This window comes from Corallococcus macrosporus, from assembly GCF_017302985.1.
In the GTDB taxonomy this organism is placed as follows: domain Bacteria; phylum Myxococcota; class Myxococcia; order Myxococcales; family Myxococcaceae; genus Corallococcus; species Corallococcus macrosporus_A.
Genome location: NZ_JAFIMU010000008.1, coordinates 78720 through 91730 on the forward strand (window position 1 = coordinate 78720; position 13011 = coordinate 91730).

Annotated in this window: 9 protein-coding genes; 7 read left to right on the forward strand and 2 right to left on the reverse strand. The window is 70.3% G+C overall.

All coding sequences use genetic code 11. The annotated features are described in order from the left end of the window. Window positions 1-87 precede the first annotated feature (87 nt). From JYK02_RS27155 to JYK02_RS27165, 3 genes are all read left to right on the forward strand, one after another. Entirely contained in the window at window positions 88-1011 is a 924-nt protein-coding gene (locus JYK02_RS27155) for a hypothetical protein (RefSeq protein WP_347402594.1), read from the forward strand. A gap of 45 nt (window positions 1012-1056) precedes the next feature. After that, the gene (locus JYK02_RS27160) at window positions 1057-1980 is read left to right on the forward strand and encodes a hypothetical protein (RefSeq protein ID WP_207055445.1); all 924 of its coding nucleotides are present in this window, start codon (window positions 1057-1059) and stop codon (window positions 1978-1980) included. 86 nt (window positions 1981-2066) lie between these two features. Beyond that, window positions 2067-5975 (forward strand): hypothetical protein, encoded by a 3909-nt coding sequence (locus JYK02_RS27165; RefSeq protein ID WP_207055446.1) that lies wholly within the window; start codon window positions 2067-2069, stop codon window positions 5973-5975. 54 nt (window positions 5976-6029) lie between these two features. Here the strand turns inward: JYK02_RS27165 and JYK02_RS27170 are convergent, their stop codons facing one another. After that, window positions 6030-6629: a hypothetical protein gene (locus JYK02_RS27170; protein ID WP_207055447.1), complete on the reverse strand. Its 600-nt coding sequence runs from the start codon at window positions 6627-6629 to the stop codon at window positions 6030-6032. A 172-nt stretch (window positions 6630-6801) separates the two neighbouring features. On the opposite strand from JYK02_RS27170, the gene JYK02_RS27175 reads away from it, so the two are divergent. Continuing rightward, window positions 6802-7605, forward strand: a complete 804-nt coding sequence (locus tag JYK02_RS27175; RefSeq protein ID WP_207055448.1) for a LytR/AlgR family response regulator transcription factor — start codon at window positions 6802-6804, stop codon at window positions 7603-7605. Here JYK02_RS27175 and JYK02_RS27180 read toward each other — a convergent pair. Continuing rightward, entirely contained in the window at window positions 7556-9703 is a 2148-nt protein-coding gene (locus JYK02_RS27180) for an ATP-binding protein (RefSeq protein WP_347402595.1), read from the reverse strand. The genes JYK02_RS27175 and JYK02_RS27180 overlap by 50 nt on opposite strands. 333 nt (window positions 9704-10036) lie before the next feature. On the opposite strand from JYK02_RS27180, the gene JYK02_RS27185 reads away from it, so the two are divergent. Genes JYK02_RS27185 through JYK02_RS27195 form a run of 3 tightly spaced genes read left to right on the forward strand, consistent with a single transcriptional unit; the run spans window position 10037 to window position 12948 of the window. Further along, window positions 10037-11908, forward strand: coding sequence for a DUF4091 domain-containing protein (locus tag JYK02_RS27185; RefSeq protein ID WP_207055450.1), 1872 nt, complete (start codon window positions 10037-10039; stop codon window positions 11906-11908). Beyond that, the gene (locus JYK02_RS27190) at window positions 11905-12165 is read left to right on the forward strand and encodes a hypothetical protein (RefSeq protein ID WP_207055451.1); all 261 of its coding nucleotides are present in this window, start codon (window positions 11905-11907) and stop codon (window positions 12163-12165) included. The genes JYK02_RS27185 and JYK02_RS27190 overlap by 4 nt, the downstream gene beginning before the upstream one ends. Before the next feature lie 6 nt (window positions 12166-12171). After that, window positions 12172-12948, forward strand: coding sequence for a hypothetical protein (locus JYK02_RS27195; protein WP_207055453.1), 777 nt, complete (start codon window positions 12172-12174; stop codon window positions 12946-12948). Window positions 12949-13011 lie beyond the last annotated feature (63 nt).

Below are 13011 nucleotides of genomic sequence, written 5' to 3' on the forward strand. Positions count from 1 at the left end.
CACGGCGCTCGTTAGGCTTCACAGTCGTCGCAATGCCCTGTGGGGGGGATTCACATGAAGACTCAGACGTCGAGCATGGACCGTGCCGTGGCATTCCTTTGCTTGGGGCTGCTGCTGGGCGTGGGAGGCTGCGCCAGCAGCGAAGCGGATGCTCCGGAGCTGGGTGAACGCTCACAGGAGGCCATCGCGACCAACGGGCTGTCGACGAACGGGTTGTCGACGAATGGCCTGTCCACCAACGGCCTCTCCACGAATGGCCTGTCGACGAATGGGCTCTCCACCAACGGGCTGGCGGCCACGTCGTTCAAGAACTGGTTCAACGGCAACGCGTCCGTCACCTACTCGGACATGGTGATGAAGTACGTCGTCGCCTGCGCCCTGCCCGCGGGCCAGACGCGCGTGTGGACCAACCCCACCACGGGCGTCACCTACACCTGGCCGGGACGCCTGGGGCTGGCCACCGCGTGGGCCCAGGGTTCCGCCGCCACGGTGGCGGAGCAGCAGCGGCTGTCCGCCTGCCTCGCCGCGCACGTCAACAAGCTGGGCTACTCGGTTCCCATCTCCGTCCGGGGCCGCGACTCCACGGGTGGGGCCATCCCCATGGCGTCCGGAGAGGCCACGGATTTCCCGGAGAAGGAGGCCTGCTTCTTCGGCAACCTGTTCACCACCGAGGGCATCTACGTCGGCAATGACCGCGTCCTGAGGAAGGACGAGAGCACCACCCGGGGTTGCGCGCTCTCCGCCAAGGGGACCGGTGAGGACACGGGGTGCGCCCCGATCGTGCACGTGGGCCAGTGCGCCACCCTCTGCACCCGCGACGCGACGCACTCCTTCTGGGAGCGCTGTGTCGTCAACGGCATCACCTATCAGCCCCTCACCACCCAGCTGCGCTCCCAGGACATCTACAGCTGCGGCGATGGGACCTGCCAGGTCACCGAGTCGTGCGGCACGGGCAAGACCTATGACAACTGCGCCAGCGATTGCCTGGCCTGCGGCACCACGCGGAAGTGAGGGGAGGGATTGACTGGCAAACGGCGACACCTGTCTGATTGAAGCATGCTCAATCAAACGGCGGAGTATCAGTCCTGCATCCAGAGTTCCGAAAAGGTGTCCTGGCGCATTGATGAGCTGTTGCCCAAGGACACCGTGCTCGACTTCAGCCACCGGTTCCTTTCGGATGCGCTGACCCACACGGGAGCCATCCCCTTCCTGAACGCGGAGGAGCGGCTGGTGTTGAATCACATCCGCTCCAACAGCTACGCCCACCTGTTCCTGTTCCTGGAGGAGTACGCCGTCGCGCTGGCCGCCCAGCGCGCCGGCCTGGAGCTGCACGGGAACGCGACGCACATGCGCGCGCTCCTGCGCTTCACCGAGGAGGAGCTGAAGCACCAGCAGCTCTTCTCGCGCTTCACCAGCGCGTTCGCGAAGGGGTTCAAGGTCGCCCCGGCCCTGCTCGACAACCAGGTGGAGGTGGCCCGCGCCATCATGGCGAAGTCCAACCTGGGGGTGCTCATCTTCAACCTGCACATGGAGCTGATGACCCAGCAGCACTACCTGGAGACGGTGCGCGGCAACCAGGACGAGACGTTGGATCCGCTCTTCTGCAACCTGCTCAAGCACCACTGGCTGGAGGAGGCGCAGCACACGCGGCTGGACTTCCTGGAGGCCCAGAAGATCCTCGCGGAGTCGCCCGACGCCCTGGACGCGGCCCTGACCGAGTACGCGGAGCTGCTCCAGGCGCTGCGGGGGACGCTGAACGCGCAGCTCGCGCTGGACCTCCAGACGCTGGAGAAGGCGGTGGGGCGCACGTTCACGCCCGCCGAGCGCCAGCAGTTGTCCGAGCTCCAGGAGCGCTCGTATGTCTACGGCTTCATCGGGATGGGGATGAAGGCGCCCCTCTTCCTCTCCCGCCTGCGCGCGCTCTCCCCCGTCGCCGAGCGGCGCGTGCTGGAGCTGGCCCCGACGTATTACTGCGCCTGAGCCGGACTCCGAGGCGGCGGGCCGTCACGCCGCCGTCACGGCCGCCAGCCCATCGTCCCCCGCGGTAGTTCGCTGAAGGGACGATCATGAATCCGGATTCACGCGGTATCGAAGCAGGGCGGCCCGCACCCGCGGGCCGCCGGCGCTGGCTCGCGGGCGTGGTGGCCGCGCTGGGCCTCTGGGGTTGCGGCGAGGCCGCGTCCAACGACGCCAGGCCCCCCGAGCCCATGGCCCCCATCCAGACGTCACAGGAGGGCCTGACGTGCGCGCCCGAGAGCATCGAAACGGGCGAGTGGGCCTGCACCGGCCAGTTCACCTACAGCCTGGAGTGCTACACGCGCAGGGCCTCCACGGCGTGCGGCGAGGACACCACGCCGAAGACGTGCACCACCTACGGCACGTGCCGGCACGCGGACTTCGGACAGGAGCGCATCGAGAAGGAGGTGGTGCAGCCCCGCCTGGGGCGCTCGTGCGAGTCCCTGGCGCAAAGCTACCTGAACGCGACCGTGCCGGTGGCCGAGGACCGCGTGGGGGTCACCTGGTTCTGGCTCATCGGCGGCCCGCCGCCCACGGGTGGCCCCGTGGGCGGAGAGCACTGCTACATCTTCTATGCGAACTACCCCACCGGCGAGTTCGCGCTGGGCACCGGGCCCCAGTGCGCCCTGGTGGAGTCCGCCTGCACCGTGGCCTGCCAGAACCCGAAGACGTGCCAGGTGAACGGCGCCTGGATGACGGACGCCACGCAGTGCGGAACGATGGTCGGCCCGTGCGGCGAAGGCAGCGGACCGAAGCTCTACAACTCCTGCCGCGACGCGACCCATGGGCTGGCGCCGGACGCCGACTGTGGCGCGGGCTTCGTGGAGGGGCAGGCACCCGGCGGCTCCACGCTGGCGCAGGTGCAGGCGCAGGCAGCCGCGCAGTGGACGGCCTCCGGCGGCCAGGGCGCGCCCGTCTATGACGCGCCCGTCACCTGCTCGGAGTGCAGCCGCACGTTCTCCCTCTCCGAGCAGGAACTGAAGCGGCGCATCTACGCGGCCATCGCCATGTCCCGGCAGCAGCCCAAGCTGAACCTGCTGGCGGGCGCCGCGTACACGCTGGCCCGTGACAACCCGGCACTCACGCAGGCGGAGCTGACCGCGCACCTCAATACCCTCGCCACCGCGCTGGGCACCTACACCTTCGACCCCACGACGGACGGCGGCGGCCCCATGGTGCACGTGATGCTGCGCATGCTCACGAAGGCCGAGCCCACCCTGCCCGCCACGTCCGTGCCCGGCCGGGCGTTGCGGGCCCATGCGCGCGCCTTCCTGGCCAGCATGGAGAACGGGCTGGATACGCCACGGGGGCTCGGCGCCACCTCCTCGCAGGTGGAGCGCTACGCGGAGGCCACGGCCTTCACGGAGGAGACGTGGAGCAAGCTGTACGACCTGGCGCAGGGCAACGTCGCGTTGGCCGGCGCGGTGAACTCCGGTGGCATTGGCGCTGGCGTGGGTCCGCACACGGACCACTCCACCCAGCAGATGCTGGACGTCAACGCCCTGGGCCCCCTGAAGGGCTTCGTCGATGCGCACCTGGTGAACGGCCGGCTGGTGACGACGCCGGACGAGGCACGCGCCTTCGCGGCAATCGTGAGCACCGAGGGGCTCGACACCGCGCAGGCGTACTCGGACATGCTCAATGAATTGAACATCGCGGAGCAGGCGTACCGGGCGAAGCTCGAGCTGAAGAAGCCCGCGGGGACGACCCCCGCGGCGCTGGCGGCCGTGGACGCCTCCGCGGAGGAGCAGGCGCTCAAGGACGCCATCGCGACCGCGAAGTCGCGTGGCACGCAGCTGAAGGATCGGCTTGACGGCGTGCGCGGCGGCGTCACGGTGGGCCTGGGCCTCCTCGCCCAGCTCTTCAGTCTGGACGGCTCCAGTCAGCTCGCCAGCGACCTGGTGAAGCTCAGCAAGGCGCTCGACACCACCCTGGAGGCGGTGGCGAAGTACGCGGAGAGCTCCGTCAAGATCGCGGAGAAGCTGACCGGCGTGCTCGGACTGGGCCAGAAGGGCTTCCAGATCATCAGCGCCACGGTGTTCAGCGGGCAGCTCATCAGCGCCGTATTCCAGCTCTTCTCCCTCCTGCGCAAGCCGGCGGAGCCGCCCATCGAGCAGGTCATCCTCGCGGAGGTGCGCAAGCTCCATGATCTGGTGGTGCAGGTGCAGGTGCGGATGCTCAGCCGCTTCGAGCGGGTGGACCGCAAGCTCCAGGAGATCCACTCGGACATGCTGGCGCGCTTCGCCCTGGTGGACTGGAACCTGGGCCGGGTGAACCAGAACGTGGAGGAGGTCCAGCAGTCGCTCTACACGCTCCAGGCGAACCTCAACCGCATCGACCAGAACATGTATGCGTACTTCGAGGACGTGAAGGACGACTACTTCACGAGGTCCACGGGGGAGTACCTGGGCTGGAACCAGCGCCACTCCGTGCCGATGGACTACTCGGAGTTCGTGGACGCGGAGACGGACTTCTTCCTGTGGGGTGCGGATCACGCGAAGACCTCCACCATCCTCGCGGGCGTCGACGGGCGCGGCTCCAACGCCGCCATCAGCCCCGTGGACGAGCTGACCGTCAGGGCCCTCACCCACAACATCAACTACCTGCGGGAGTTCCCCTTCCAGATGGGCCAGCCCATGCTGCGCATCGGGGATCGGCTGTCCAGCCCCAAGGACTGGATGGCGGGCGCGGAAGCCTACGCGCGGCTCTTCGAGGAGCAGCCGGTGCATGGCGCCGCCATGCTCAGCACACGGCACGGGCCGCTCATCACCGCCGGCACGCAGCTGGACACGGCGCTGACGGGCATGGGCAAGCCGCTGTTCACCGCGCTGCACACGCGCTACCTGGCGCACTGGGGTGCCCTGAAGACCGCCATCGAAGATGCGCGGGTCGAGTGGCGCAACAATCCCAACGGCCCCCTGTACGGCGTCGACCCGTGGGGCGCCCCGGAGCAGGCGCCCACGACGCACTTCCTCAAGCAGGGGGAGAAGCCCGTCGCGCCGTGCGCGGGCGGCCAGTGGGGTGACTACAACGGGGACAACACGCCGGACACCCCACATCTGAACCCGGCGCCCTGGAACCACGACGTGCTGGGTCCGTTCCTCATCGCGGACAACATGAACGTGGGCGCGGCCACCATCGACCTGTGCGGCGAGGGCAGCTGGCAGCTCTACTCCGAGGTCCCCACGGGGCTCGGCGGCACCTATGAGCGCAAGTACCGGCTGCAGTCCAAGGTCTATGTCCGCTTCACCTACCTGGACACGGACACCAACACGGTGAAGTCGGAGAAGATCTACAGCTACCTCTTCACCGGCGGCCAGGAGTTCACCATCGTGATTCGTGGCGTGGACCGGCCCACCTACGACCCCAACAACACCGAGAACCCGCAGGAGTGGATGGCGAAGCGCTGGGACACCGTGAAGGCGAGCATCACGCCCACCCGTGGCCCCCTGCCAAGCACGCTGCTCACGTCACTGCGCCCCAAGGTGATCCAGGCGCTGCGGAGTCAGCAGCCGCCGTTCTATGCCTCCATCGCCCAGCGGATGGAGCAGGGAGGTGACCCCCTGCAGGTCCAGGCGAAGCAGCTGACAGGCACATGGCTGGTCTGGCAGTCCTACGTGGCGCTGGCACTGCCGCTGTCGGTGGACCACGACGAGAACCTGCACGGCCTGCTGTACGGCGACGACTCGGTGCTGTCCGGCCACGACACGTTGCTGAACCCGGAGGTGGCGCCGGTGATGAACGACGTGCAGGACATGTATGCGCTGTTCGGCCAGACCGACGATCCGCCGGCCGACAACCTCCTGACGCTCCTGGACACGACGGTGACGTCCCGCGCGGAACGGCTGAAGGCCGCTGTGGAGGCGTCCCTGGACGCCCAGGCCACCTCCGGCGGTCCGGAGGCGACCGCCTGGACGGAGGCGACGCTGCTGCGCCTGCGGCTCAGCATGCCGCAGTGACGTGAAGCCAGGCACGGGCCGCGGGGACCTCCACCCCGCGGCCCGTGTCGTGCTTCAGAGCACGTTCGCCTTCGCCTGCGCCTTGGCGAAGACTTCGCGCAGGCGGGTGGCGACCTTGGGCATCACGTCCTCGAAGGCGAACTCCGCGGACTGGCGCAGGGCCTCCTGGCCCGCGGCCGTTCCGCCCAGCCACGCCGAGGCCCCCTTGCTCTTCTGGGAAGCGCCTTCGAACAGGTCACTCACCTGGACGGCGTCCTGGCCCCCCTTGGAGCGGACCGTCAGCTTCAGCTGCGACACGAAGCCACCGGCGTGGACGTCGAAGGACTGGATCTCCGGGATGATGAGCACGTCCGCGTCGCCCAGGTCGTCGGGGCTGGAAGCCTCCTGGACGGACTGGAACACGGTGCCCAGCATCTGCGGGAAGCTGCGCGTGAGCGCCTCGCCGATGGTGATGTTCCAGGTGTGCGCCGCGCCCAGGGCGAAGTAGCTGTCCGAGTCGATGCGCTCCTTCTGCTCGGGAGAGATGTAGTAGCGCGCGCGAAGCGCCAGCGGATTGCCCGCGTTGGACATGGGCGCGGGGCTCGGCCGCACCTGATGGGTGCAGCCCACCAGCGTCAGCAGGGCAAGCAAAGGCAGAACAAGGGTCTTGGGCATGGCGGCGTCATAGCCCACGCGTCGCCCCGGCCCAATGGCACCCATGGCCGAGCGGGCCCGGGGCCTTCCCGCCCCGGGTCTGAACGGCCGTCACGCCGCCGTCACGCCTGACATCCCAAGGTGATGGACCCAGGCCGGGGGTGAGCTTGCATTGCACACAGAGGGAAAAAGGATGGCCTTTCAAGACGCGTTGTTCGAGCCGGTACCCATCCGAGTAGGGATTATCGACAGCGAGACCGCCACCCAGTGGCATGTGCAGTCGCTCCTGGACGCGGATGCCGACGTGCGCGTCACGGAGGTCCATGGCACGGGGAGCGCCGCCGTGGAGGCCCTGCGGCGCGAGCCCGTGGACATCCTCTTCCTGGATGCGGCGCTCGCGGACATGGACGGCTTCCAGGTGCTCCAGGACGCGGGAAGCGCCTGCGCCCAGGCCGTGGTCTTCATGAACGCGCGGGAGGAGCACGCGCTGCACGCCTTCGAGGCCGGCGCGCTGGACTACCTCCTCAAGCCCCTGGTGCCCCAGCGCTTCGTCCAGGTGCTGGGCCGCGCGAAGGAGCACGTGCGCCGGGAGCGCATCCAGCACCTCGTCGTCCAGCTCGCGGGCATGGTGAAGGCGCTCCCCGAGCCGTCGCGCGCGCCGCGCTACCTGGACCGGCTGGCCATCCGCGAGGTGGGCCGGGTGACGCTGCTGAGCGTGGACGACGTGGACTGGATGGCGGCCGAGGACAACTACGTGCAGGTGCACGTGGGCGGGCGCGGCCACCTGCTGCGCCAGCCGCTGCGGGAGCTGGAGGCCCGGTTGGATCCGGAGCGGTTCGTCCGCATCCACCGCTCCACGCTCGTCAACCTCCAGCGGGTCAAGGAGCTGCGCCCGCTGCTCCATGGCGAGTACCAGGTCATCCTGCGCGACCGCACGACGCTGAAGCTCAGCCGAGGCTACCGCGAGCGCCTGGGCCTCCTGATGGCCCAGGGGTGAAGGCCTGGACTCCCGCCGAGGTGGCCTGGAGCCGGCACCGGGCCTCGGCGGCGCGCGCCCGCACGGCGTCCTCGTGCCGTCCCAGCGACTGCATCAGCGCCGCGGCCCGCGCGTAGTGCTCCGCCGCCAGCTCCGGCGGCAGCACCTGTTCGCCAGAGCGCGCGGACGCCAGCAGGTGCGGCAGTGCCCGCTCCGTCCACCCGGCCCCCAGCCAGTGGTGCGCCAGGAGGATGGACGAAGCGCCGTCCTCCTCCAGCACCGTGGCGAGCCGGGCGTGCAGCACGCGGTCCTCACCGGGCCCCATGCCTGCGCGCACGGCCTCCATCACCAGGTCGTGGCTGAAGCGCTCGCCCATCAGGACCTGGGCCGCCTCCAGCTCCGCGAGCGCCTCGTGCGCGTCCGCCAGCGTCACCTGGAGCACGCGGGGCACGAGCGAGGTCCGGAAGAAGGCCCCCGCCAGCGCCGCGAGCCGCGCGCACTGGAGCGCCAGCGGGGACAGCCGCTCCAGGCGCCGCTGGATGAGGGGGCCCACGCGTCCCGGGGGTGGCAGCCGCTGCGGCCACTCGCGGTGCAGCGAGTCCGTCTCCAGCAGGTGCTTCAGCGTCTCCACGACGTACAGCGGATTGCCGCCCGTGTAGCGGGCCAGGGCCTCCACGTGCGCCTCCGCGTCCGGCAGCCCCATGCCCGCCACCATGCGCCTCACGTCCTCGTCCGTCAGCGCGTCCACTTCCACGATGCGCGCCAGCCCCGCCTCCACGAGCCCCGTCACGTGCATCCGCGCCTCCGGGGACAGCTCTCCCCGGCGGTAACAGTCGATGAAGCGCAGGCTCCGGCCACCCTGGGGCGCGGCGTCGGCCAGCCGGGAGAGCGCGAAGGTGAAGGCCCTGGCGCTGGCGGTGTCCCAGTACTGCACGTCGTCCGCGACGCTGATGTCCTCGTGCTCGTGGAGCAGGTGGAGCGCCGCGACGATGGCGTCGTAGAAGCGCAGCATGCCGGCCTCGGAGGACAGGGGCGGCAGCAGCCGCGGCTCTCCCAGCTCGGGCAGGATGCGTGACAGCTCCGTGCGGACCCAGTCCGGCAGCTTCACGTCCGGCCAGCGCTGCAACTGCGTGCGGAAGGCGCGGGCCTGGGAAGCGAACGGCACGTCCCGGTCCCCTGCCCTCGCCTCGATGCGTCCCCAGCGGCCCTGCGTGGCCGCGAACTCCTCCGCGAGCCGCGTCTTGCCGCTGCCGGGCTCGCCGGAGATGAACAGCAATTGGCCCGCCTCCCAGCCGGCCTCCAGTTGCCGCCACGCGGCCTCCCGGCCCACGAGCACCGGCGGGCGCAGCACGGACACGGGCAGCACGGAGCGCGCGCCTTGCACGGAGCGGGGGCGCGGCGCGGCCTTCTCCACCTCCCGCACCAGGACGAGCGTCTCCGGCATGGGGGTGACGCCCAGCTCCCGGTCCAGGACGTCGCGCAGGTGTTCGAAGGTCGCGAGCGCGGCGCCCCGGTCTCCCTGGAGGTAGTGCAGGCGGATGAGGTGGCGGCCCGCCTGCTCGGATTCAGGCTCCTGCCGCGCCCACGCCTGCGCGAGCCCCAGCGCGGCGGTCCACTCTCCGGAGGTGGTGAGCTGGGCGATGCGGGCCTCGCGCGCCTCGCGCACCCAGCCCTCGACGCCCGCGCGTGCGCCGTCCAGCCAGCGCGCGAGCTCCGGGCAGTCATCGAAGTCGAAGCCGGCCAGCAGCGTGCCGCCTTCAGCCCCGACGGCCTCCAGCGCCTCCGCGGAGGCATGGGCCTCGGCGGCGGCCTTGAGGCACGCGGCGTCCACGACCAGGGGCGAGACCAGGGCCAGCCGGTCGGTGTCGCCCTCCACCAGGGCCTCCTCGCCCGTGGCGAGGCGCAGCCGGCGCAGCAGCTGCCGCAGGTTGCCGCGCACCGTGGCGGGTGGAGAGTCCGGCCACAGCAAGGCCGCGAGCGCGAACTTGGGCGAGGGGCCCTGCAATGCCAGCCACGCCAGCAGCGCGGCGGTGCGCCGCTCCAGCCTCACCTGTTGACCCTCGGGGCCGGACAGCCGCGCCATCCCCAGCACCCGCACCCGCCATTCGCTGCCAGCCACCGGAGCGCTCCTCTGGCTTCGCGCCGTCATTCGACCGGCGCACCTTACTACCAGCGGGCCCATGCCCAGACAGTCATCCGCCATGGGCTCCCGTTCGCTTGCACGCCGCAAGCATCCGCCGCCGAGAGGACTTCAATCCTCCGCTGAGGCTGTGATGAGGCTGTCGGACGCCAGCCGAGGAAGCAGGCCACCGTTGGGTTCGAGGAACCCACCCATCACGTCTGGGAATGGCAACCGCCTTCCACCGGCCAGGCCGCGAGGGGTTGGTGGGCCTGGGTGATGGGCCGGCCGGGACATCTGGAGCGGTTCACTGTCCGTGTCCATTCATTTCCCATGCTGGGGATCCGACAGTGCGGCCTTGCGTTGCTGTCGTTGTCCGTGGGCTGGCCGGTGTTCGCGGCCGGCCCCGGGGTGTGGGGCGAGGGGATGATGGTGAAGGTCCGCCCCGACGACACCGTCCCCGGGAGCAGCACCGAGGTCCGGCTCACCGCCGCGCGTGATGAGTTCGCATCCTTCCAGGTGGCGCTGCACGGCGGTGACATCGGACTCGAGGGCGTGCGCGCGCGCCTGCCCGCGCTGGAGGGGCCGGTGGTGATCACGGGACCGGACGTGACGCTGTACCGGCAGGCCTACCTCACGACACGGCAGGCGTCCGTGCCCGGGCAGCCAGCGGGGCGATGGCCGGACGGACTGGTGCCGGACACGGACGAGGTCGCCCGGGAGACGCGCAATGCCTTTCCGTTCGACGTGCCCGCGAACGAGGCGCGCGCTCTCTGGGTGGACGTGCACGTGCCCCGGAACGCACCGCCCGGCGAGTACACGGGCACGGTGACGGTGGAGGCCGAGGGAGGCTTCCAGCGGCAGGTGACCGCGAGGCTGACCGTGGTGGACGCGGTGATGCCCGGCACGTCGTCGCTGTCCTCGGCGTTCCTGCTGTCACCGGTGCAGGTGTGCCGCGCGCACATGGGCCGGAACAACTGTTCTTCCGCCGAGCTGCAACCGTTGCTCACGCGCTACCAGCAGCTTGCGCTGGAGCACCGCCTCACGCTGCCCAGCATCTTCCTGCGCGCGCCCTGGCCGCCGCCATGGAGTGACTTCGACGCGGCGTGGGGCCCCTATCTGGATGGCACCGCGCCCACGCGGCTGTCCGGCGCGCGGATGACGAGCCTGGAGTACGAAGGCCCCTTCCTCGCCGAGGACCTGCGGGACTTCACCGAGCACCTGCGGCAGCGCGGCTGGCTGGACCAGGCCTTCGTCCAGATTGGCGACGAGCCGCCCTTTGGTTCGACGTTCGAGGAGGTGCACGCCTCGGGCGAGCTGGTGCGGCGGTCCGCGCCCGGCCTTCGCACGATGCTGACGACGAACTCCATCCACCTGAGGAACAACGGCCTGGAGCCCCTGGTGGACGTGGTGGTGCCGCTGGTGAACCACCTGGACGGCACGGAGCCCGGCTTCGTGGGGGACCAGGGCGCGACGTACACGCAATTCCTCTCACGTCCCGGGACGGAGCTGTGGATGTATCAGAGTTGCATGAGCCACGGCTGTGCACCGGGAAGCAGCATGCCGGAGAACCTGCCGGGGGCGGGCTGGCCGTCGTACCTGGTGGACCGCCCGGCGGCGAAGGCGCGCGCGATGGAATGGCTGACCTTCCTCCACGGCGGCAAGGGTGAGCTGTATTACGAAACCGCGGGCATGCTCCCCACGGCGTGGCTGGACCAGTACCACTTCAACGGCCACGGGGACGGGACGCTCTTCTACCCGGGCACTCCCGCGGTCATTGGCGGGCGGACGGACGTGCCGGTGGCGTCGATGCGCCTGAAGCTCATCCGCCAGGGCATGCAGGACTACGAGTGGCTCAAGGCGGTGAGCGACGCGGGCGACCCGGACTTCGCGCGCCAGGTGGCAAGGGAGCTGATCCCCACCGCGTGGCAGGTCCCGGACGACGGCGCCGCGTTCGATGCCGCGCGGCTGAAGCTCGTCCAGCGCTACCAGGAGCTGACCGAAGGCAACCCCCTCGCGCCACGGATGGGCGCGGCTCCGGCGCCGCCCCCCACCCAGGACGGACAGGTGACGCCGGGCACCAACGCGACGGTGGGCGGCTGCGGTGCGGGCCCGGGAGCGTCAGTGGCTGGCGCGGGAGGTCTGCTCTGGGCGGTCTGGTTGCTGAGGCGCTCACGCCGGTCCCGGCCTAGACTCCGGGCATGAACCTCGTCCGGGGCATCGCCCTTCTCGCGAGCGCGCTGTCGCTGCTGTCCGGCTGCGCGACGATCGACTCGTCGTCCCTCACGCCGTACTGCCGCGACCAGTACGACGCGTGTCTCAACAGTTGCCAGCCGCGCGGCCAGCCCGCCTCGCGGCAGCCGCCGGACTCCGTGCAGGGCAACGCGGAGCGGCTGACGCCCGACACCCAGACGCCGGGCTGTGTGGACGGCTGCAACCAGCAGGCGAAGCGCTGCGGCTGAGAGCCCATGGCCCCGGAACGCTATGAGACGCTGGATGGCTCCACGCCGGACGTCACCCCGCTGGCGGCGGAGGTCGGGCTCAAGCAGCCGCTGAGCGCCTTCACCCTGCTGGAGGGAGGCGACGTCTTCGAGTCGCGCGCGGGCCGTCCTCCCGCCGAAGGCCCCACGCGTGCCCGCGCCTACGTGAGCGCGAAGCTGGAGCTCAAGCCGTACGGCGCCCCGGCGGCGCAGGTGAAGCGGGTGCAGGACGAGATTGCCCGGCAGCTCGCCGGCAACCTCCAGCTCATTGCCCGGCTGGAGGCGGCGCGGCCCCTGACGCTGGAGCTGATTCCCCCGGGGCACACGCTGGCGAAGTACGGCTACCCCCGCGCGGTGTCGCCCCAGGCGGCGGGCCTGTTCTGGGACCACCCGGACTGGCCCCGGGCGAGGATCGCCTTGCGGCAGGACCGGATGGAGTCCGAGCAGTACCTGGTCTTCCATGAGATGGCGCACGCCATCCAGGGGCTGGCCTTCACCCAGAAGGAGAGCGAGCTCATCTACCGCACGATGCTCCGTACGTACCGCAGCCGCGCGGCGGTGGACGAGGTCTTCGCCATCTACAGCGAGCGCGAGTTCGTCACCGGCGTCTCCGAGCACGACCTGCGCGCACCCGGCGTGTACGGCATGGCCCGCCAGCGGTGGAACGAGGAGCACCTCTTCACCCGCTTCGTGCGCAACCTCTACTTCCCCTACAAGCCCCTGGCGGGCGGCACCGCGGGAATGGGTTCGTCCAGCTTCGGTTGAAGCGCGCGCAGCCCGCGAGGCGTCCTCGGATTGAAGGCCGATTCCGGCGCATGGTAGGAGGGG

Excerpts from the sequence above, each read along its gene's own strand:
- JYK02_RS27160 (WP_207055445.1), top strand. The coding sequence starts at position 1,057 with ATGCTCAATCAAACGGCGGAGTATCAGTCCTGCATCCAGAGTTCCGAA.
- JYK02_RS27165 (WP_207055446.1), top strand. The coding sequence starts at position 2,067 with ATGAATCCGGATTCACGCGGTATCGAAGCAGGGCGGCCCGCACCCGCG.
- JYK02_RS27170 (WP_207055447.1), bottom strand. The coding sequence starts at position 6,629 with ATGCCCAAGACCCTTGTTCTGCCTTTGCTTGCCCTGCTGACGCTGGTG.
- JYK02_RS27175 (WP_207055448.1), top strand. The coding sequence starts at position 6,802 with ATGGCCTTTCAAGACGCGTTGTTCGAGCCGGTACCCATCCGAGTAGGG.
- JYK02_RS27185 (WP_207055450.1), top strand. The coding sequence starts at position 10,037 with ATGCTGGGGATCCGACAGTGCGGCCTTGCGTTGCTGTCGTTGTCCGTG.
- JYK02_RS27190 (WP_207055451.1), top strand. The coding sequence starts at position 11,905 with ATGAACCTCGTCCGGGGCATCGCCCTTCTCGCGAGCGCGCTGTCGCTG.
- JYK02_RS27195 (WP_207055453.1), top strand. The coding sequence starts at position 12,172 with ATGGCCCCGGAACGCTATGAGACGCTGGATGGCTCCACGCCGGACGTC.